The sequence below is a fragment of the Aeromonas bivalvium genome, from assembly GCF_000819765.1.
Lineage (GTDB): Bacteria > Pseudomonadota > Gammaproteobacteria > Enterobacterales > Aeromonadaceae > Aeromonas > Aeromonas bivalvium.
Window position 1 is genome coordinate 1 of the sequence record NZ_CDBT01000023.1, and the last position, 18,301, is coordinate 18,301.

At 62.2% G+C, this 18,301-nt stretch carries 18 protein-coding genes and 1 rRNA gene; 9 read left to right on the top strand and 10 right to left on the bottom strand.

The annotated features are described in order from the left end of the window. Positions 1-26 precede the first annotated feature (26 nt). Positions 27-141: ribosomal RNA gene (gene rrf / locus BN1119_RS08675) — 5S ribosomal RNA — on the top strand. 304 nt (positions 142-445) lie between these two features. Next, positions 446-1,078, top strand: coding sequence for a LysE family translocator (locus BN1119_RS08680; protein WP_041996681.1), 633 nt, complete (start codon positions 446-448; stop codon positions 1,076-1,078). An 81-nt stretch (positions 1,079-1,159) separates the two neighbouring features. Here the strand turns inward: BN1119_RS08680 and fis are convergent, their stop codons facing one another. After that, complete coding sequence (gene fis, locus BN1119_RS08685) at positions 1,160-1,456, bottom strand: DNA-binding transcriptional regulator Fis (RefSeq protein ID WP_005309538.1); 297 nt, start codon at positions 1,454-1,456, stop codon at positions 1,160-1,162. A gap of 25 nt (positions 1,457-1,481) precedes the next feature. Then, the gene (dusB, locus tag BN1119_RS08690) at positions 1,482-2,447 is read right to left on the bottom strand and encodes a tRNA dihydrouridine synthase DusB (protein WP_041996686.1); all 966 of its coding nucleotides are present in this window, start codon (positions 2,445-2,447) and stop codon (positions 1,482-1,484) included. A gap of 349 nt (positions 2,448-2,796) precedes the next feature. Between dusB and BN1119_RS08695 the strand changes: the two genes are divergently transcribed. From BN1119_RS08695 to BN1119_RS08710, 4 genes are all read left to right on the top strand, one after another. Then, positions 2,797-4,155, top strand: a complete 1,359-nt coding sequence (locus BN1119_RS08695; RefSeq protein ID WP_084205372.1) for a TolC family protein — start codon at positions 2,797-2,799, stop codon at positions 4,153-4,155. A gap of 97 nt (positions 4,156-4,252) precedes the next feature. Beyond that, complete coding sequence (locus BN1119_RS08700) at positions 4,253-5,230, top strand: HlyD family secretion protein (protein WP_041996726.1); 978 nt, start codon at positions 4,253-4,255, stop codon at positions 5,228-5,230. Next, positions 5,230-6,372: an ABC transporter permease gene (locus BN1119_RS08705; RefSeq protein WP_041996692.1), complete on the top strand. Its 1,143-nt coding sequence runs from the start codon at positions 5,230-5,232 to the stop codon at positions 6,370-6,372. The genes BN1119_RS08700 and BN1119_RS08705 overlap by 1 nt, the downstream gene beginning before the upstream one ends. Before the next feature lie 76 nt (positions 6,373-6,448). Next, on the top strand, positions 6,449-7,621 hold the full coding sequence (locus BN1119_RS08710) for an ABC transporter permease (protein WP_041996695.1): 1,173 nt from the start codon (positions 6,449-6,451) through the stop codon (positions 7,619-7,621). Positions 7,622-7,682: 61 nt separating this feature from the next. On the opposite strand, the gene BN1119_RS08715 is transcribed toward BN1119_RS08710, so the two are convergent. Together BN1119_RS08715 and BN1119_RS08720 are read right to left on the bottom strand one after the other, a co-directional pair. Continuing rightward, positions 7,683-8,537 carry a DnaA ATPase domain-containing protein gene (locus BN1119_RS08715; RefSeq protein ID WP_041996698.1) on the bottom strand — a complete coding sequence of 285 codons (855 nt, stop codon included), beginning with the start codon at positions 8,535-8,537 and terminating at the stop codon, positions 7,683-7,685. A 53-nt stretch (positions 8,538-8,590) separates the two neighbouring features. Next, positions 8,591-9,265: a DnaT-like ssDNA-binding domain-containing protein gene (locus BN1119_RS08720; RefSeq protein ID WP_041996701.1), complete on the bottom strand. Its 675-nt coding sequence runs from the start codon at positions 9,263-9,265 to the stop codon at positions 8,591-8,593. 215 nt (positions 9,266-9,480) lie between these two features. On the opposite strand from BN1119_RS08720, the gene BN1119_RS08725 reads away from it, so the two are divergent. Next, complete coding sequence (locus BN1119_RS08725; RefSeq protein WP_041996729.1) at positions 9,481-10,452, top strand: response regulator; 972 nt, start codon at positions 9,481-9,483, stop codon at positions 10,450-10,452. A gap of 69 nt (positions 10,453-10,521) precedes the next feature. Here the strand turns inward: BN1119_RS08725 and BN1119_RS08730 are convergent, their stop codons facing one another. The 3 genes from BN1119_RS08730 to BN1119_RS08740 form a co-directional block, all read right to left on the bottom strand. After that, positions 10,522-11,922: a peptide MFS transporter gene (locus tag BN1119_RS08730; RefSeq protein WP_041996703.1), complete on the bottom strand. Its 1,401-nt coding sequence runs from the start codon at positions 11,920-11,922 to the stop codon at positions 10,522-10,524. 213 nt (positions 11,923-12,135) lie between these two features. Beyond that, the gene (gene galU, locus BN1119_RS08735) at positions 12,136-13,047 is read right to left on the bottom strand and encodes a UTP--glucose-1-phosphate uridylyltransferase GalU (RefSeq protein WP_041996705.1); all 912 of its coding nucleotides are present in this window, start codon (positions 13,045-13,047) and stop codon (positions 12,136-12,138) included. 91 nt (positions 13,048-13,138) lie between these two features. Next, positions 13,139-13,456, bottom strand: coding sequence for a ComEA family DNA-binding protein (locus BN1119_RS08740; protein WP_041996708.1), 318 nt, complete (start codon positions 13,454-13,456; stop codon positions 13,139-13,141). A 191-nt stretch (positions 13,457-13,647) separates the two neighbouring features. Between BN1119_RS08740 and cysQ the strand changes: the two genes are divergently transcribed. Continuing rightward, positions 13,648-14,403, top strand: a complete 756-nt coding sequence (cysQ, locus tag BN1119_RS08745; RefSeq protein WP_041996711.1) for a 3'(2'),5'-bisphosphate nucleotidase CysQ — start codon at positions 13,648-13,650, stop codon at positions 14,401-14,403. 79 nt (positions 14,404-14,482) lie between these two features. Here the strand turns inward: cysQ and BN1119_RS08750 are convergent, their stop codons facing one another. The 3 genes from BN1119_RS08750 to BN1119_RS08760 form a co-directional block, all read right to left on the bottom strand. After that, complete coding sequence (locus BN1119_RS08750; RefSeq protein ID WP_041996714.1) at positions 14,483-14,779, bottom strand: YciI family protein; 297 nt, start codon at positions 14,777-14,779, stop codon at positions 14,483-14,485. Between the two features lie 24 nt (positions 14,780-14,803). After that, positions 14,804-15,355, bottom strand: coding sequence for a septation protein A (locus BN1119_RS08755; RefSeq protein WP_041996717.1), 552 nt, complete (start codon positions 15,353-15,355; stop codon positions 14,804-14,806). A gap of 335 nt (positions 15,356-15,690) precedes the next feature. Further along, positions 15,691-17,202 (bottom strand): aminotransferase class V-fold PLP-dependent enzyme, encoded by a 1,512-nt coding sequence (locus tag BN1119_RS08760; RefSeq protein ID WP_041996720.1) that lies wholly within the window; start codon positions 17,200-17,202, stop codon positions 15,691-15,693. A 234-nt stretch (positions 17,203-17,436) separates the two neighbouring features. Here BN1119_RS08760 and trhA point away from each other — a divergent pair, with 234 nt between their 5' ends. Next, entirely contained in the window at positions 17,437-18,069 is a 633-nt protein-coding gene (trhA, locus tag BN1119_RS08765) for a PAQR family membrane homeostasis protein TrhA (protein ID WP_041996723.1), read from the top strand. Positions 18,070-18,301: the final 232 nt, after the last annotated feature.

Genomic DNA, 18,301 nt, shown 5'->3' on the forward strand with positions numbered 1-18,301 from the left:
CAGCTTTCCAAGATTGAAGTAATTTGCCTGGCGGCCATAGCGCCGTGGAACCACCTGATCCCATGCCGAACTCAGAAGTGAAACGCGGTAGCGCCGATGGTAGTGTGGCATTCGCCATGCGAGAGTAGGACACTGCCAGGCACCCAACACGAAAAACCCCGCTCGATGAGCGGGGTTTTTTATTGCCTGACATTTACGTTCTTGTCGATAATCCATCCAGCCTGCATCCTCTTTGTGAGTCCCCTCAATCGTAAAGCCATACCCGCCCGATCAGTTTCATTGCCTGCCAGATCTATTGTTGGTTGTTTTTCATTTCGTTGACCATTCAATGAATGTTCCCGGCTTAGCCGCTATTCCCTTCGTTGATAATCACTATCGCCGGAAACGGGAGTGACAAGTCCCGCTGGATCCATAGACTGTCTCTTTCATGAACAAGGAGTTGTCTATGTTGGGGATACACGATCTGGCGTTGTTTGTTGTATCTGGCTTGTTGTTGAACATGATGCCGGGGCCGGATTCCCTGCTCATCATGCTGCGCAGCGGCTCGCAAGGCTGGCGGGCGGGCTCAGTGGCGGCGCTTGGCATCGGAACGGGCACCATGGTGCATGTATTGGCGGCGGCCCTGGGGCTGTCTGCACTGCTGAGTGCTTCGGCCGAGCTGTTCGTCGTCATCAAGCTCATCGGGGCTGTTTATCTGGTCTACCTGGGAATTTCCCTGCTCAGGCAAGGTGCAACATCCCCTGGGATGAGCGAGTCCGCACTGTCGCTGCCAGCGCTCTCCTATGGACGGATATTCCGGCAGGGGCTGCTCACCAACGTTCTTAACCCCAAGGTAGCGCTCTTCTTCCTCGCCTTTGTGCCTCAGTTCATTGCCCCCGATGCGCCGCAGAAGGCGCTGGCGTTTATCGTGCTGGGCTGCATCTTCAACCTCAACGGCATGATCTGGTGCCACCTGCTGGCCTTCTCGACCGCCTATGCTAGTCGCAAGGCGCGTCTGCCTGCCAGGCTCGGGCGCTGGCTCAATCGGCTGATGGGGGGCTTGTTCGTGGGTCTGGGCATCAAGCTGGCCGTTGAGTAACGATTGAAAATCGGCCATAGAAAAAGGCGTATCCCATCGCTGAGATACGCCTTCGTCTGCACTGCAGCAGGGTGACTGAAATCAGTTCATGCCGTAGCGCTTGAGTTTCTTGCGCAGGGTGCCACGGTTGATCCCCATCATCACGGCGGCGCGAGTCTGGTTGCCACGGGTGTATTGCATGATCACGTCCAGCATGGGAGCTTCGACTTCGGAGAGGACCATATCATACAGATCAATCACTTCCTGACCGTTCAACTGGGCCAGGTAGTTACGCAGGGCCTGTTGCACAGAGTCACGCAGGGGGCGTTGGGTGGGCTCGGCAGCGTGATTGTGAGTAGTTGTTACCAATGCATCAGAAGTCAGGGTTTGTTCGAACATATTCGGTCGGCTCTTTAGTTATGCGTTAACCTAATCCATCGAAATACGCTTCGAGTGCCTCGAGCTGTGCGTCTGCACAATCCAGGGCATTGAAGTGCTTACGGAATTCTCGGCCCGTCTCTTCTTCATCCAGATACCAGCCCACGTGTTTACGGGCAATGCGCGCTCCCAGAAAGGCACCGTAAAACTGATGCAGATTGGTAACATGCTCGTTCATCAGGGTGCGAACCTCATCCCTCTCGGGAGGTGGCAGCTTGGTTCCTGTCTCAAGAAAATGACGGATTTCCCGGAAAATCCAGGGTCGTCCTTGCGCAGCACGGCCGATCATCACGGCGTCGACACCGGTATAGTCGAGGACATACCGGGCCTTCTCCGGGCTGTCTATGTCGCCATTGGCGACAACAGGAATCGATACGGCCTGCTTAATCGCCCTGATAGTGTCGTACTCGGCTTCCCCCTTGTAGAGGCAGGCGCGGGTACGACCATGCACGGCAAGGGCCGCGATACCGCAATCTTCGGCGATTCGGGCGATCTCCTCGCCATTGCGGTTATCCGGATCCCATCCTGTGCGGATCTTCAAGGTGACAGGCACCTCCACTGCATCGACCACGGCCCGGCAGATGGATCTGACCAGGTCGGGCTGGCGCAGCAGGGCGGAACCTGCCAGCTTCTTATTCACTTTTTTTGCCGGACATCCCATGTTGATGTCGACGATCTGAGCGCCCTGCTCCACGTTGTAGCGGGCAGCAAACGCCATCATCTCGGGGTCGGATCCGGCAATCTGGACCGATCGCAGTCCGGTTTCGGCAGAGTGGCCCATTCTCATCCTGGTTTTCTGGGTGTCCCAGACATCCGGGTTGGCCAGCAGCATCTCGGAAACGGCCATGCCGGCTCCCAGACGCAAGCAAAGCTCACGAAATGGTCGGTCTGTCACACCGGCCATGGGGGCCACAATCAAGGGAGTTTCAAGCGTGTGGGGACCTATCTGCATTCCACGGTTACCATCGGCTTAGGGCGGCGTATATTACGCATTTTTTAGTCAGGATAAAAGGTTAGTATTTGAGCGTCAGGCATTTTTTTCTGAAAAAAACGGCTCGCGAGCCCTTGCAAATTCAGGAGTGCTTGAAAACCGGGCAAATTGTGATGGGGGCTGCCCGTACCCTGCCATGGGGGATACAATCGGATTAGCCCTGACCATGATCCCGGGCTTTGCGTTATGATAATCGCCTCGAGTCGAGTAAAAACTCGAATCACTGTCGCGACAAACCACACAACCAACAGATTGGGGACGTATGAGAGCAAGCTTTACCTGCCCGTTGGCGTCGTGTCTGTTATGGCTCATGCTGGCGCCGGCCCAGGCGCAGCCACTGAGCTTTAGTCAGGCCTGGAGCCGGGTGTTGCAGCAAGACGAGGGCTTGGCGGCGGAGCAGGCCGGTGTCGAACGGGCCAAGCAATTGCGCGAGGCGGCCAAGGCCATGTATCTGCCCAAGGTTGACCTTGGTGCCAGCTATACCCATCTGGACAAGCCGGTGGAGCTGGACATGCTGGATCTCAACCCCATCGCCAATCACCCCGAGTTCGGTCGGATCCTGGGGCCCGTGATGCAGGCGCTGCAGCTCGGCGCCAGCGACTTCGTCACCCCCCTCACCAAGCAGAACGTGGTCACCAGCTCGGTCAAGATGCTGTGGCCGCTCTTCGTGGGAGGGCGCATCGATGCAGCCCAGGACATCCGTCAGGCCCAGGTGAGCGAGGCGCAGGAGCAGCTGGTGCTCAAGCAGCAGGCCAGCTTCGAGAGCCTCTCCCAGACCTATTTCGGGGTGGTGCTGGCGGCCCAGGTGGTGCAGACCAAGCAGGAGATAGAGCAGGGACTGGCCCATCACCTGGATCATGCCAAGAAACTCGAAGCCCAGGGACAGATAGCCAAGGTCGAGCGGCTCTCGGCCCAGTCCGCCTATGACAGGGCGCGTATCGACACCCAGAAGTATCGTCGCAGTCTGGAAATCGCCGAGCTGGCGCTTTCCCGCATGCTCAAGCTCAAGGGGGCCGAGCCGGACAGCCGGCTGTTCATCAACGAACAGATACCGGCCCTCGATGGATTCGTGCAGGAGACCCTGGCGGTGCATCCCGGCCTCAAGCTGCTGGCCGCCAAGAAGGAGCAGGCCCAGGGGCTGATCAAGCTGGAGAAGGGGAAATACGCCCCCGAGCTGTTCCTGTTTGGCAACTACAACCTCTATGAAGATGACTCCATCACCTCTAGCCTGACGCCGGACTGGCTGGTTGGCGTCGGCGTCAGCCTGCCCCTGGTTAGCCGGGATGGCCGCTCCGAGACGGTACAGGCTGCCAAGAGCGCCGAGTTGCAGGTGAACCTGCTGCAAGCCAAGACCCGGGAAGATCTGGAGCTGCTGGTCGAGAAGACCTGGCGCGAGGCGGCGCAAGGGCTGGAGGAGTATCAGGCCCTGGCGTCGACCCAGCAGCTGGCACAGGAGAATGTCTCCCTGCGGGACAAGGCGTTTGCCCAGGGGCTCTCCACCTCGCTGGATGTGGTGGATGCTCGCAACCAGCTGGCCGGGGTCAAGACCCAGCGCGCCGCGGCGGCTTACCAGTATGTGGTCTCCCTGGCGCGCCTGCTGGCCCTCTCCGGCCAGATGAACAGTTTCAATCAGTATCAATTTGGCCGGGCGACCGAGGTGCGTTCATGACCCACGGCAGCCACAGACCCGCCACTCACATCTGTATCGGCCCCACAGGCCCAGCCTTCGAGGAATCCGCATGAGTCACTCCCCCCTACGCCAGCAGATGCGCCAAGGTCGGCCGCTGCTGCTTCCCCTGCTCCTGGTGTTGCTGGTCGCCTGGCTGGGCTGGCGTTTCTGGCTCGCCTATCAACCTGAGCCGGTGCGGTTGCAGGGACAGATAGAGGCGCAGCAGTATTCCGTCTCCTCCAAGGTGGCCGGCCGCATCGACCAGGTGCTGGTAAAGAAGGGAGATGTGCTGACCAAGGGACAGTTGGCGTTTACCCTGGCGAGCCCCGAGATCGAGGCCAAGCTGAGTCAGGCCAAGGCCGGTGAGGCGGCCGCAGGTGCCCTGGCCGAGGAGGCCGAGAAGGGGGCCCGGGCCCAGCAGATCGCCGCCGCCAAGGATCAATGGCAGCAGGCCAAGGTCGCCGCCACGTTGCGGGGCACCACCTATCAGCGGGTTGCCAACCTGCACAGGGACGGTGTCGTGGCGCTGCAAAAGCGTGATGAGGCCTGGACCGCCTGGCAGGCAGCCAAGTACAGCGAAGGCATGGCCTGGCAGCAATATCAGCTGGCGCTGGAAGGGGCGCGGGAGGAGACCAAGGTCGCCGCCCGGGAGAAGGCCAAGATGGCGGCGGGCTCGGTGGCAGAGGTGGAGGCCTATCTGGCCGATACCCGCATCACCAGCCCCCATGACGGCGAGGTGGCCCAGGTGCTGCTGCGCAGCGGCGAGCTGGCACCCCAGGGGTTCCCCGTGGTGACCCTGCTCGACATGGAAGATGCCTGGGCCCAGTTCCACGTCCGTGAAGATCTGCTGCCCCGCTTTGCGGTGGGGGCCGAATTCGATGCCAGCATCCCGGGACTGGGGGATCAGACGGTGCGCTTCAAGGTGACCCATGTGGCCGTGATGGGGGATTTTGCCACCTGGCGCGCCACCGATACCCGTCAGGGGTTCGACATGAAGAGCTTCCAGGTGGAGGCGCGCCCCTTGCAACCGGTTGAAGGGTTGCGGGTCGGCATGAGTGTCCTGGTCGAACTCTGATGAGAGAGGAGCTCAGCCAACTGTGGCGTGATCCCTTCGGCCGTGCCCTGGTCAGCTGGCTGCCCCTGCTGCTGATGGGCATGCTCTGCTGGATCTTCTCGGCTGCCCTGGCGCGGGATCTCAGCATAGGTCTGGTGGACCTGGACAGGAGCCAGCTATCGCGCCAGCTCGCCTATTCGCTGGATGCCTCCGCCGGGCTCAAGCTAGCGCAGCAGTTTGACGCCATCGACGAGGGGGCCAGAGCCCTGCGCGGCGGTGACATCTACGCCCTGGTGGTGATCCCCCATCATCTGGAGCGGGATGCTCGTGAAGGCACCCAGCCCCAGGTGACGGTGTTCAACAACGGCCAGTTCATCCTGATCGCCAAGCTGGTCAACTCGGCCCTGGCCCAGGTGGTCGGCACCCTCAATGGTCAGGTCGGCGTGCTGCAGGCCCTGGCAGAGGGGCAGGCGCTGCCGGGGGCTCTCGGTCAGGCGTTGCCCATCAACAACCAGATCACGGCGCTCTACAACCTCAACTCCAGTTATGCCCAGTTCCTGCTGGGGGCCTTGCTGCCCGCGGTATGGCAGATATTGGTGGTGCTCTACGGCCTGGGCGCCCTGGCGCGGGCTGACAGGCTGGGCCAATGCTGGGCCGCACAAGGGGTCTGGCGCGGGATGTGGCGCAAGCTGGCGCCACATTGGGTCATCGGCTGGGGCTGGGGCCTGGGCTGGAGCCTGATGCTGTTTGTTGTGCTGGGTTACCCCATGCAGGGTAGCTGGCTCGTCCTCACTCTGGGGCTTGGGCTGACCACGCTCGCCTGCCTGGCCATCGGGGCCGGCATTTATGCCCTGTTGCGGGATGGGGCGCGGGCCATCTCCATCGCGGGGGCCCTGACCGCCCCCGGGTTTGCCTTCATGGGGGTCACCTTCCCGGCCAGCGCCATGGGCAGTTTTGCCCAGGGCTGGCGCAGCCTGCTGCCCATCTCCCACTACATAGAGGTGCAGATAGGGCAGGCCAACTACGGCCAGCCCCTGGCCATGGCATGGGGGCAACTCGCTCCCCTGCTGCTGTTCCTGCCGCTGTTCTGGTGGGTGGCCCATCGTTATCGGCACGAGGCCCTGGCCGGCGACGGGCGCGGGCAGGAGCAGGGACCATGCTGACCGTGTCGAACCATGTCAACGCAGGATCCGGGGCTTCCCATGGAGGATCTGCTTCGGCTGCCCGGGAGGCGAGCGCATGATGGGATTTTGGGATCTGGTGCGCCTCGAGTTGCGCTCCTTGCTGACGGACAGGGCCATCATGCTGACCCTGTTTGGCGGCGTGCTTTTCTACTCCTTCCTCTACCCGCAGCCCTATTTGCAGCAGTTGCCGCGGGAAGAGCCCGTGGTGGTGGTCAATGATGATGGCAGCCAGCTCTCCCGCCAGCTGGAGTTCATGGCCGATGCCACCCCCCAGGTGCGTCTGGTGGCCAGGGTGAGCAGCCTGGATGAGGCGCGCCAGTGGCTCATCGATGGCCGGGCCAGCGGCCTTTTGCATATTCCTCGCCACTTCTACCGGGATCTGCGCCAGGGGCGGAGCGTGACCCTGAGCTATGGCGGCGATGCCTCCTACTTCCTGGTCTACGGCACCATCGCCGAGGGGCTGGCCCAGGCGAGCGGTACCCTGGCCGCCCAGGTGAAGGTGGCGCGGCTGCTGGTCGAGGGGGAGGCACTGCCCCAGGCCGCCAGCGGCTGGAGCGCGGTGGGGCTCAATGTGGTGCCGGTATTCAACCCGACCATGGGTTATGTGCACTATGTGGTGCCCGCCGTGTTCGTGCTGATCCTCCATCAGGTGTTGCTGATGGGGGCCGGCATGCAGGGGGCGACCCAGAACCAGCTCGGCGAACGGGGAGAGCGGGGTTACTGGCAGACGGCGCCCGTACCGGCGCTGCTGCTGGCACGGACCCTGGTGCTGGGGGGCCTGTTCCTGTTGCCGGTCAGCTATTTCTTCGGGTTCAGCTTCGATCACTACCAGATAGCCCGCACCGCCTCGCCGGGGGCGCTCTGGCTGTTTACCCTGCCCTTCGTGCTCGCCACCACCCAGCTGGGCATACTGCTGGGGGCCCTGCTGCGCAGGCGGGATCTGCCGAGCCAGATAGTGCTGCTCTCCTCCTTGCCGCTGGTGTTCCTGGCAGGGTTCATCTGGCCCGTCGAGCTGATCCCGGCCCCACTCAACTGGCTGGCCCAGTGGCTGCCAAGCACCCCGGCCATCGGTGGTTTCCTGCGGCTCAACCAGATGGGGGCCGACTTTGCCCAGGTGGCACCACTCTGGTGGCAGCTATGGGGACTGGCAGCCCTCTACGGCACCCTGGCCTGGTTCTGGCTGGGGCGGCGGCAGCGCCAGCTCGAGGCGCCGCCAGCGGGGTCCTGAGCCACGCCAGATGCAACAAGGCGCCCTCGGGCGCCTTGTTGCATTGAGCCGGGCCCCCCCGTCAGCCGTTGTAGTGACCTATGTTGGGGCGACGGCTCGGGCCGCTCAGCTGGATATCCACCGGGTTGAACGCCTTGATCGCTTCGAAGCTGAAGTCGCCGATGGCCTGATGCAGGCTCTGGGGGCTGTGGTTGGTGATGATGATGACACTTTTCGACAGGTTGCGACGCCGGCGCAGCAGGTGGCCGAGGAAGCTGGACTGGCTCTCCGCCATCTTGGCGCGGTTGGCGGCGACCTCGTCGAGGATCAGCAGATCCACCTCTTCCAGGGCGCGGCGATACTGGTTGCGCTCCTCCTGATCCTGAATGACGTTGAAAAACAGCCTGTCCACCACAGAGGCCCACTGCTGGAAGATCACCGACTTCTGGTGCTGTTCGATCAGCTCATGGGCAACGGCGCCGGCCAGTGTGGACTTGCCGGTGCCATAGTCTCCATAGATCAGCATGCAGCCGCCACCGCTCTTCTCCCAGTGCTCGAAGCCGCTGATGAAGTAGCGGGCCGTCTCCATGGGGTATTGCAGGCTGGGATCGCTGGCATCCATGCGTTCGAATACCCAGTCCGGGTTGAGGTCGGCCTGGGCAATCAGCTTCTGGATCCGCTCCTGACGTGCCGCCTTCTGCAGCTGGCGCACCTCGGCATTGGCCTTGGCGTCGTACTCCTTGCGCAGGGTCTCGTAGTCGTACTGACCGCCGCCGGTTTCGGCCTGCAGCTTGCGGATCCGCTCGAGCAGGCCGCCCACGTGACGGCTCAGTTCGGGATCATGGATGCGGTTGTCCTGTTTCGACTTGGCGATGCGCTGGCGTTTGGCCTCGATTTCGGCCAGCTCCTGGCGCAGGGGATCCTGTTTGTCTGTCATCTCGCTATGCTCCTGGTGCGGCCGGGGTTATCAGGGGTCGGGTATGGGCTGGCTCAATCATCTTCGTTCTCCTGCTGTCCGGCCAGTCGTTTCGCCTGCTCTATCATCTCCTGGGCGCGCTTGCTCGGGCCCGTGCTGACAGGCTCAGGGCTGATCTGCTGGTAGCCCGCCACCATGGTGGGCTGACGCCTGGCGTAGCGGCGGGTCTTGAGGGCCCGGATGAACTTGAGCATCCATTGATGCTGGGAATCAAACACCTCGGGGCGCCCCAGCCAGTAGGCGATGAACTCGCCGAGATCCTCTTCGCTGTAGCTGGCATCGATGACGCCGCACAGCCGGGCCAGGGCGGGCAGCTCCTCATCCGGTCGCCAGTGCAGGTGCATCTGGAATGGCCGTTCCGGCAGCGGGCTGCGGCTGCGCTGGCTCAGCAGGGGCAGGCTGAAGCTGCACTGATGGTAGTGCTCACTCTCGGCCGGGCTCTCTATCTGCAGCAGACCCGCCTCGATCAACTCGTCAAACAGGGCCGTCAGCTGGCGGGCATTGACCTGGTAGCTGAAGCCGCTGGCATCCATGGGATCGACCACGGCCAAGGCACGCCCCAGCTCGGGGTAGCTGAGCCGAGGGGGCTGATGCTCCATGACGAGGCGACGCAGCTGCAGGCTGTAGAGGCTGCGAGCCGGATGGGACAACCTGGGATGGGCAAGGGCGCTGTATTCGGCTGGGGTCATGGTCTGCTTCGCTGGCGTGAGTGGAGGCATTATCCCCCATGGTGGGCCTCGGCACAATTGAGGGCGGCCCAGCTCCTGTCCATGCTGGCCGAATGAGACTCATACGACCGTGGATTAATTATCATGGGCGGGTTTCTGGGTATCTCGTCCCCCTGCACCGGACCCTGGTCTAGGATTAGGCTCTAATCGGCATGAACCACAAGAGCAGTTGCAAGATGTTAAGAGCCGGACTCAGGATCCTGGTGGTGGAAGATGAAACCGTCTTTCGCCACATGTTGGTGAATTATCTAGAAAATGAAGGGGCTTGTGTGTTCCAGGCCGAGGACGGTATCGAGGGGCTCTCGGGGGCGGCTCTCTATCAGCCGGATCTGGTGCTGTGCGATCTCAACATGCCCAACCTGGACGGTCACGAGGTGATCGCCTGTCTGGCTGCGCGCTACCCCCAGATCCCCATCATCGTCATCTCGGGTCAGGATCGGATGGAGGTGGTCGGCCGCGCCCTGCGCGCCGGTGCCCGGGATTTTCTGCTCAAACCCATCCGGGACTGGTCGCAGGTGGTCCGGAGCATAGATCAGTGTCTGCTGGCCCAGGAGGCCGCCAATTCGCAGCTGGAGCTGGTAGAGCACCTGCACTATTTTCGTCGCCATGACTGGGCGGCGACCCGGCTGCTCGACAGCCTGTCGACCCCGGTATTGCAGGAGTGGGGCCCCTGGCAGGTGACATTTGAGGGGATGGGCAACCTCTTCATCCCGGATACCTTCAGGGTGGACAACCGCCTGCTGGTGCTGGTGATGGAGCTGCCGGTGCTGGCCGAGGATGCCGCCTTCTGCGGCGCCCTGGTGCGCTCCTTGCTCAATGTTCCCTATCGCCAGTATCAGCAGAGGGAGAGCCAGCTGCTGGCCCAGCCCCATCGCCTGCTGGCCTATCTCAACTGGCAGCTGATGGAGTCGGGTCTGCGCCACTCCTTCGCCATGGCGGCGCTGCTGTTTGACGAGACTGACGGCCTGAGCTTCGCCAACGCCGGCATCACTTCGCCCCACTGGCTGATGCGCTGCGGCGGTCTGCCCCTTGGTCTGATGCGCGATGGTCACTATCGGCTGCACAAGCGCAGCTGGCACGATCCCTTCGAGCTGCAGATCCGCAGCGACAGCGGCAGCGCCCTGCATATGCAGGTACGTCATCACTGAGGGCGGACTCGGCCATATAAGAAAAGGGCGCCCCAGGGGCGCCCTTTTCATGATGGCAAGGCATCACTGTCAGACGGTGGCGGAGTGCAACGGCTTCTCTGCCTGCTCGGCGGGCTTCTGGGCGGGGCCTTCGGCGCCGTGCATCCAGTAGACCAGACGGTTGGCCATGGTCAGCAGCAGCAGGGCGCTGATGACGGCGGCGGCGGCGATGCCACCGAAGATGGCGATGGCGCCGGACTCCCCGACGAAGGAGCCGATGAAACCGGCGGCATAGTTGGCCAGGGCGACGAAGCCGAACCAGGCGCCCATCATCAGGGAAGCCAGGCGCAGCGGCGCCAGCTTGGTGACCATGGAGAGGCCGATGGGGGAGAGGCAGAGCTCACCCAGGGTATGGAACAGATAGGCGCCGACCAGCCAGAACATGGAGGTCTTGACGCTCTGATCCCCACCCTGCTCCAGCACGGCGCCGATCATGAACAGGAAGCCGACGGCCAGGAACAGCAGGCCCATGGCGAACTTGACGGGGGAGTTCGGCTCTTTCTTGCCGAGTTTGATCCAGATGGCCGCCACTATGGGTGCTAGGGTGATGATGAAGAAGGGGTTCAGGGACTGGAACCAGGCGGTCGGCACCTCGAAGCTGCCGATCATGCGGTCGGTGTACTCCTGGGTGTAGAGGTTCATCAGGCCGCCGGCCTGCTCGAAGCCAGCCCAGAAGATGATGGTGAACAGGCCCAGGATCAGGATGACCTTGATGCGATCCACCTCCTGCTTGGTGAGGGGAGCCTTCTGGTTCTTGGCCCGCTTGGCGGCGGCGAGCTTGGCGGCGGGGACACGGCCAATGTCGCCGAGGAAGTTCTGGGCCATGGTGGCCTGCAGCACCAGGGAGAGCAGCATGCCGATGCCGGCGCCGACGAAGGCGGCCTGCCAGCCATAGGCGGTGGCGGCGGCGCCACAGATCACCCCGGCCAGCAGGGAACCCAGGTTGATGCCCATGTAGAAGATGGTGAAGGCACCGTCACGGCGGTGATCCCCTTCCTGATAGAGGTCGCCCACCATGGTGGAGATGTTCGGCTTGAACAGGCCATTGCCCACGATCAGCAGGGCGAGGCCGGCATAGAAGACGCTGTTGACCATGTCCGGGAACATGGCATGGGGCAGGGCCAGGGTGAATTGACCCGCAGCCATCAGGATGGCACCGATCAGGATGGCGCGACGTTGCCCGAGTATGGTATCGGCCAACCAGCCGCCGATGAGGGGGGTGATATAAACCAGGCCGGTGTAGATGCCATAGAGCTTGAGGGCATCGGCCTGGCTCCAGCCCATGCCGCCGTTGGCGGTCAGGTCGGTGAGATAGAGCACCAGCACGGCACGCATGCCGTAGTAGGAGAACCGCTCCCACAGTTCGGTGCTAAAGAGCAAGAAGAGCCCTTTAGGGTGACCTAAAAAGGTCCCTTTTGACGGATTTTTCATGGAACTTCCACCTGTATCTTCTATTTTTTTAGGAATTTTATGCAAGGGCTCGGAACAAGCCTTAAACCTTATAAAACAAGCGTGATTGAATTACAAGGTCATGATTTGGGACATAATTGTTTGCTCAAAGCTGAATTTTTGTTTCAGAAATGGAAACGGGGCATCGTTTGATGCCCCGTTTAATATTTTGCAATATGGCTAAATTTTTAGCGTTTACAACTGTTTGACGAACTGGGTCAGCCACTGCTTGAACTCATCGCCGAGCTCGCGATGGCGGCTGGCATATTCGACGTTGGCCTTCATATAGCCGAGCTTGCTGCCGCAGTCGTGGCTTCTGCCTTTCATGGAGTAGGCATTGACCTGCTCGCGCTCCATCAGCATGGCGATGGCATCGGTCAGCTGGATCTCGTCACCGGCACCTGCCGGGGTCTTCTCCAGCAGGGGCCAGATGTTGGCAGACAGCACGTAACGGCCGACCACCGCCAGGTTGGAAGGGGCCTCGTCCCGGGGAGGCTTCTCGACGATGGCCTGCATCGGCAGGGACATGCCGGCGGTCAGTGCCTCTCCCTTGACGTCGGCGATGCCGTATTTGTCGACCTCGCTCTCGGGGACTGTCTCGACCATGATCTGGCTGATCTGGTCCGCTTCGAACAGGTGCACCATCTCGGCCAGGTTGTCCCGCCTGAGATCGCTGGCCACCTCGTCGATCAGCACGTCCGGCAGCAGTACGGCGAAGGGGTTGTCACCGATGAGCGGGTGGGCGCAGAGCACGGCATGGCCCAGACCTTTCGCCTCCCCCTGGCGCACATGCATGATGGTGACGTCCTTGGGACAGATCTGCTGCACCTCTTCCAGCAGCTGGCGCTTGACCCGTTTCTCCAGGGTCGCTTCCAGCTCGAAACTCTTGTCGAAGTGGTTTTCGATGGAGTTCTTGCTGGAGTGGGTGACCAGGATGATCTCCTTGATCCCGGCAGAGATGGCCTCGCGCACCACATACTGGATCAGCGGCTTGTCGACCACGGGCAGCATCTCTTTCGGGATGGCCTTGGTGGCGGGCAGCATACGGGTACCCAGGCCGGCTACGGGCAGTACGGCCTTGCGAACAACAAGCGGGGTCTTCTTCATGGAGATATATCCGGTGAGACAAAGTGCCGTCATGATACCCGAAGAAAAATGGGGCAGCCACCGGCCGCCCCATTCTGAGTCCAACTCCCCCTTACTTGACGATGAGCTGATCCCGGTTGGCCTCCAGGGTGGCCGGGCCTATGCCGCTCACATCGGCCAGCTGATCCACAGAGCTGAATTTCCCCTGTTTCTCCCGATAGTCGATGATGGCCTGGGCCTTCTTGTCGCCTATGCCCTGGAGGCTGGTGAGCTCGCTCAGGCTGGCTGTATTGAGGTTGATCTTCCCTGACTGGCTGGCCGGAGTGCTGGCCACCGGCGGATTGGCCACCTTGTTCGCCGCCAGGACCGGCTGACCGAGCAGCGGCAGGGTGGCGAGCAGCAGGGCGAGAGTCGTCGTGGTTCTGTTCATGGATGCTCTTCCTTGAGTGACGACGCGGTTGCGCCGAATTGATATTTAGCTCAATGGTGGCGATTGCTCTTTGTCAGAATTGACAGTGTCCGGCTGACACTTTTGACAGGGCATAACTCATGAGAAACGGCTATAAGCCCGGGCTCCCCGTTCGGTTAGACTGAGCTATCTTTTTGACTTGGAAGCTATTTATGTCTCCCTCCCAGATAACCGAGCTCGAGGCGATCGCCCGGGCCGCCGGCCATGCCATCCTGACCGTCTACCAACAGGCCTTTACCGTGGAGTACAAGGCCGACGAGAGCCCCTTGACGGCGGCGGATCGGGCCGCCCATGAGGTGATAGTGACAGGATTGGCTCGTCTGACCCCGGAGATCCCTGTGCTGTCAGAAGAGTCTGGCGATGCGGTGCTGCAGGCGCGTCATGGCTGGCCGCGTTACTGGCTGGTGGATCCTCTGGATGGTACCAAGGAGTTTGTCTCCCGCAATGGCGAGTTCACCGTCAATATCGCGCTGATCGAGCAGGGTCGGCCGGTCTGGGGCCTGGTCTATGCCCCCGTGCTCGACCGCCTGTGGTACGGCGGCAAGGGGTTGGGAGCCTGGCGCATTGCGGCGGGTGAGCGGACGGCGATCCGGACCCGGCCCCATCGGGAAGGGACGCCCTGGCGAGTGGTGGGCAGCCGCAATCATCTCTCCCGGGAGACCCTGGATTTTCTCGCCCCTCTGGGGGAGATTGAACTGGTCTCCATGGGCAGTTCGCTCAAGTTCTGTGTCATCGCCGAGGGAGACGCCGAGCTCTACCCCAGGCTGGCGCCGACCTGCGAATGGGACACGGGGGCGGCTCAGGCCGTGCTGGAAGGGGCGGGGGGCAGCGTCACCCGGCTCGATGGCTCCCCCCTCGTCTACAACAAGGCCGACATTCTCAATCCCTGGTTCGTGGCGCGAGCCTGAGGACCCGGCAAGGGGTGAGGCACAGGCAGCAAAAGGCCGGACATGGGTCCGGCCTTTGTATTTGTTTCTCGCCTTGAGCTCAGAAGACTCTCTTGAACGGCTTGATGGTGACCTTGGCATAGACACCGGCAGCCACATAAGGGTCCGCATCTGCCCAGGCCCTGGCCTCGGTCAGATTGTTGAACTCGGCGATGACGGTGGAGCCGGTAAAGCCTGCATCTGCCGGATCGTCGGCATCGATGGCGGGGTTGGGGCCGGCGGTCAGCAGGCGGCCCTCATCTTGCAGCGCCTGCAGACGCGCCAGGTGGGCGGGGCGAGCCTGCTTGCGCAGGGGCAGGCTTTCGGGCACATCTTCCGAGTAGATCAGATACCACATGGAATCATCCTTTTCTGGTTGCGGTTATTTCTTCTGCTGGGCCTTCTGCTCCGCCGGCATATGGCGGTAGAGATAGATGCCGGACAGCAGGGTGAACACCAGGGTCAGGCCGAGCAGGCCGAACACCTTGAAGTTGACCCACACCTCCTGGGGAAGGGTGAAGGCGACATAGAGATTGAGCAGGCCGCACAGGGTGAAGAAGCCGGACCAGGCCAGATTGACTCTATCCCAGATGGCGTCGGGGGCCTGCAGCTCCTTGCCGAGCATCTGCTTGATCAGGTTCTTGCCAAAGCCGTAGCGGGCGATGAGCAGGGCCAGGGCAAACAGGGCGTTGATGACGGTCACCTTCCACTTGATGAAGGCGTCATCATGGAAGAAGACGGTCAGGCCACCGAAGAAGCCGACCAGGAGGAAGGTGAACAGCTGCATCTTCTCCACCTTGCGATAGCGCAGCCAGCCATAGAGCAGCTGCAGGCCGGTGACGACCACCAGGGCGCCGGTCGCGGCATAGATGTCCACCATCTTGTAGACGGCAAAGAAAACGATAAGGGGAATAAACTCAAAAAATTGCTTCATGCTGATCCATCTACCTCGAAATTTCAGCCAGTGTACCCGCCCGTCAAACAACGGCAAATGAATAAGACCCGCCTTGAGGGTATGAGTTCCCCTTCGCTGCCCGGCAAAGCGCGGCGGATGAACAAGATCCATCCAGAGGGCGTGGGCTCCCCTTCGCCGCCCGGCAAAGCGCGGCGGATGAACAAGACCCATCCTGAGGGCATGAGCTCCCCCTTCGCTGCCCGGCAAAGCGCGGCAGATGAACAAGATCCATCCAGAGGGCATGAGTTCCCCTTCGCTGCCCGGCAAAGCGCGGCAGACGAACAAGGTCCCTCTTCGAGGGGGGGGGGGGTCCGTCAGTGCCCGGCAAACAGCTCGGCGGCGATGGTCCGGCCGAGCCGGATCTGATCCGCCAGCAGCGCCTGTATGTCCGACTCCTCGATGGCGGGATTGAGCAGCACGGCGCGCAGCAGCACCAGGGGCTGATCGCCGTAGGGAGGCAGGGTGCGCTGGGTGCGGGAGACGAAGCTGTGTCCCTCGGCCCGCTGGGCTTTTTGCAACGCCACGTTGAAGGCGTTGATCTGGACGTTGGCCGCCTCGTCCAGGGGCTGGCCCTGCAGGTGGGGCGGCAGGCAGCGATAGGAGAGCAGGTTCATCACGGGGGCCGACATCAGCTCGAAGGCGGGATCTGCATCGATCAGTGCCGCCATGCGCCTGGCCTTGTCATAGTTGGCCTCGATGAGAGTACGGTAGCCGGCCTCGCCGAGCAGCTGGAAGGCGGCATCCAGGTAGAGGGCGTTGGCGGGCCGGGTCCCCTCCAGGGTGAAGCGACCCTGATCGAACGAGCTGGCGCGGATGGCGTAGGGGGCCTCCCGCTTGACCGCCATCACCAGATCCGGGCGCTTGCACAGCAGCATGCCGGTGCCAAGGGGGATGAGCAACTGCTTGTGGCCATCCAGGGTGACGGTGTCGGCCTGGGCGATACCGGCCAGCAGGGGCTGGTAACGGGGGGAGAACAGGGTCGGGCCACCCCAGGCCGCGTCCACATGAAAATGGATGCCCTCCCGGCGGGCGATGGCGGCGAGTTCGGGCAGGGGATCCACCGAGCCAAAGTCGGTGCTGCCGGCCACCCCTATGATGGCGATCACCTTGATGCGCTGCGCCCGGCATTCGGCGATGGCCGCCTCCAGGGCGGGCAGACTGAGGCGATTGTCCGCATCCGTCTCCAGTCGGCGCACGCTCGCGGCCCCCAGACCCAGCAGATCCATGCCCTTGTCGAAGGAGTAGTGCATCAGGCGCGATCCCAGGATGACGGCGCCGCGGTAACCCTGCTCGACCAGATGGAACAGATTGTCCCCCACGGCATGGTTGCGGGCCAGCCAGAGGGCGGTGACGTTGGCGATGGTGCCGCCGCTGGTCATGACCCCGAGCGCCGCATCCTTGGCATGCATCTGGCTTTGATAGAAGTCATCAGGGGCCTGATAGACGAGGCGATGCAGCTTGGCCAGCACCTCCCGCTCGAGAAAGCTGAGCAGGCGGGAGGACTCCATCTTCATCGGATTCTGGTTGAGCATCACCAGCAGCCGCGCCAGCTCGCCGGTGAAGGCGGGCAGGGGGGCCGTCATGTGACCCATGTAGTGGCGGGAGGCGAGGTGGGAGACGCCGGGGATCAGCTGCTCGAGCCGCGTCAGGTAGGCCTGGGGATCCATGCCATTCTCCGGCATGCAGGGGTCGTCGAGCTGTTGGCAGAAGCGGTCACGCCGATATGGTGCCTCGCTGTCATCGGTGCGGTGAAAGCGCTCCAGCAGGCGGGTGACGGCGGCGGCGAAGGCCGGATCCGGCTTGGCAAACAGTTCGGTCAAGTTCATTCGGGTCTCCAGACCAGGCCGCCAGGCCACGCCATCCGGGTGCATGGGCCAGGGATAGTGGCGGCATCAACAGGGGTAATACGCAGGACCATACCAGGGGCGGGTCGTTGGCGGCAGAGGATACACCAAAGGGGGGCCGCTGGCAGCCACCCCCTTTTTTCAGCTAACACTTGTACTCTTAAATGGGCTTGGCTAGAGTAAACACCCTAATCACATGTGTCGAGAGTGGGTGCGATGGACTATTCCCCCCGTGAAGAGTGGGCGAATCGCTGGAGCCATGGCCTGGGGCTGGGGCTCGCCGTGGTAGGCGGGATCTGCCTGTTGCTCAAGGGATGGGATCAGGGCCTGCTGGCCAGGATCAGCTACGGCCTCTACGGCGGCAGCCTGCTCCTGCTGTTTCTCGCCTCGACCCTCTATCACAGCCTGGGAGACGGGCCTTGGCGCCACAGGTGCAAGATCTTCGATCACTGCGCCATCTACCTGCTCATCGCCGGCACCTATACCCCTTTTCTGCTGGTGGCGCTCGATACGCCCCTGGCAAGGGGCCTGATGGCGCTGATCTGGGGCCTGGCCCTGGCGGGAGTGTTGTTCAAGCTGGTGTTCATCCACAGGTTCAAACGCTTGTCTCTGGTGACCTATCTGCTGCTGGGCTGGCTCTCCCTGCTGGTGGTCTATCAGCTCTATCTCAGTCTCGCAGCGGGCGGCCTGGCGCTGCTGGGGCTCGGCGGTCTCATCTACAGCCTGGGGGTCATCTTCTATGCCAACAGGCGGATCCCCTACAACCATGCCATCTGGCATCTGTTCGTGCTGGGGGGCAGTGCCTGCCACTTTGGTGCCATCTACGGCTATGTGGCCGCGCTCTCTTGACCTCAACGCTATCCCTTAATTGGTAATTCTGGCGCCGGATAAAGCCAGAATCGTGCGCCGACCCACAGTCGCCGATGCTCTTTGCTGACAAGCTAGGCTCAGTCTGATTCGAAACAAGGATGGCTGAGATGAGTGAAATCGCGCTTTCCATCAGCATGTTGTCGCTGGTGGCGGTGCTCGGACTCTGGCTGGGCAATGTGAAGGTCCGGGGGGTGGGGCTGGGGATAGGGGG

Excerpts from the sequence above, each read along its gene's own strand:
- BN1119_RS08680 (WP_041996681.1), top strand. The coding sequence starts at position 446 with ATGTTGGGGATACACGATCTGGCGTTGTTTGTTGTATCTGGCTTGTTG.
- fis (WP_005309538.1), bottom strand. The coding sequence starts at position 1,456 with ATGTTCGAACAAACCCTGACTTCTGATGCATTGGTAACAACTACTCAC.
- dusB (WP_041996686.1), bottom strand. The coding sequence starts at position 2,447 with ATGCAGATAGGTCCCCACACGCTTGAAACTCCCTTGATTGTGGCCCCC.
- BN1119_RS08695 (WP_084205372.1), top strand. The coding sequence starts at position 2,797 with ATGCTGGCGCCGGCCCAGGCGCAGCCACTGAGCTTTAGTCAGGCCTGG.
- BN1119_RS08700 (WP_041996726.1), top strand. The coding sequence starts at position 4,253 with ATGCGCCAAGGTCGGCCGCTGCTGCTTCCCCTGCTCCTGGTGTTGCTG.
- BN1119_RS08705 (WP_041996692.1), top strand. The coding sequence starts at position 5,230 with ATGAGAGAGGAGCTCAGCCAACTGTGGCGTGATCCCTTCGGCCGTGCC.
- BN1119_RS08710 (WP_041996695.1), top strand. The coding sequence starts at position 6,449 with ATGATGGGATTTTGGGATCTGGTGCGCCTCGAGTTGCGCTCCTTGCTG.
- BN1119_RS08715 (WP_041996698.1), bottom strand. The coding sequence starts at position 8,537 with ATGACAGACAAACAGGATCCCCTGCGCCAGGAGCTGGCCGAAATCGAG.
- BN1119_RS08720 (WP_041996701.1), bottom strand. The coding sequence starts at position 9,265 with ATGACCCCAGCCGAATACAGCGCCCTTGCCCATCCCAGGTTGTCCCAT.
- BN1119_RS08725 (WP_041996729.1), top strand. The coding sequence starts at position 9,481 with ATGTTAAGAGCCGGACTCAGGATCCTGGTGGTGGAAGATGAAACCGTC.
- BN1119_RS08730 (WP_041996703.1), bottom strand. The coding sequence starts at position 11,922 with ATGAAAAATCCGTCAAAAGGGACCTTTTTAGGTCACCCTAAAGGGCTC.
- galU (WP_041996705.1), bottom strand. The coding sequence starts at position 13,047 with ATGAAGAAGACCCCGCTTGTTGTTCGCAAGGCCGTACTGCCCGTAGCC.
- BN1119_RS08740 (WP_041996708.1), bottom strand. The coding sequence starts at position 13,456 with ATGAACAGAACCACGACGACTCTCGCCCTGCTGCTCGCCACCCTGCCG.
- cysQ (WP_041996711.1), top strand. The coding sequence starts at position 13,648 with ATGTCTCCCTCCCAGATAACCGAGCTCGAGGCGATCGCCCGGGCCGCC.
- BN1119_RS08750 (WP_041996714.1), bottom strand. The coding sequence starts at position 14,779 with ATGTGGTATCTGATCTACTCGGAAGATGTGCCCGAAAGCCTGCCCCTG.
- BN1119_RS08755 (WP_041996717.1), bottom strand. The coding sequence starts at position 15,355 with ATGAAGCAATTTTTTGAGTTTATTCCCCTTATCGTTTTCTTTGCCGTC.
- BN1119_RS08760 (WP_041996720.1), bottom strand. The coding sequence starts at position 17,202 with ATGAACTTGACCGAACTGTTTGCCAAGCCGGATCCGGCCTTCGCCGCC.
- trhA (WP_041996723.1), top strand. The coding sequence starts at position 17,437 with ATGGACTATTCCCCCCGTGAAGAGTGGGCGAATCGCTGGAGCCATGGC.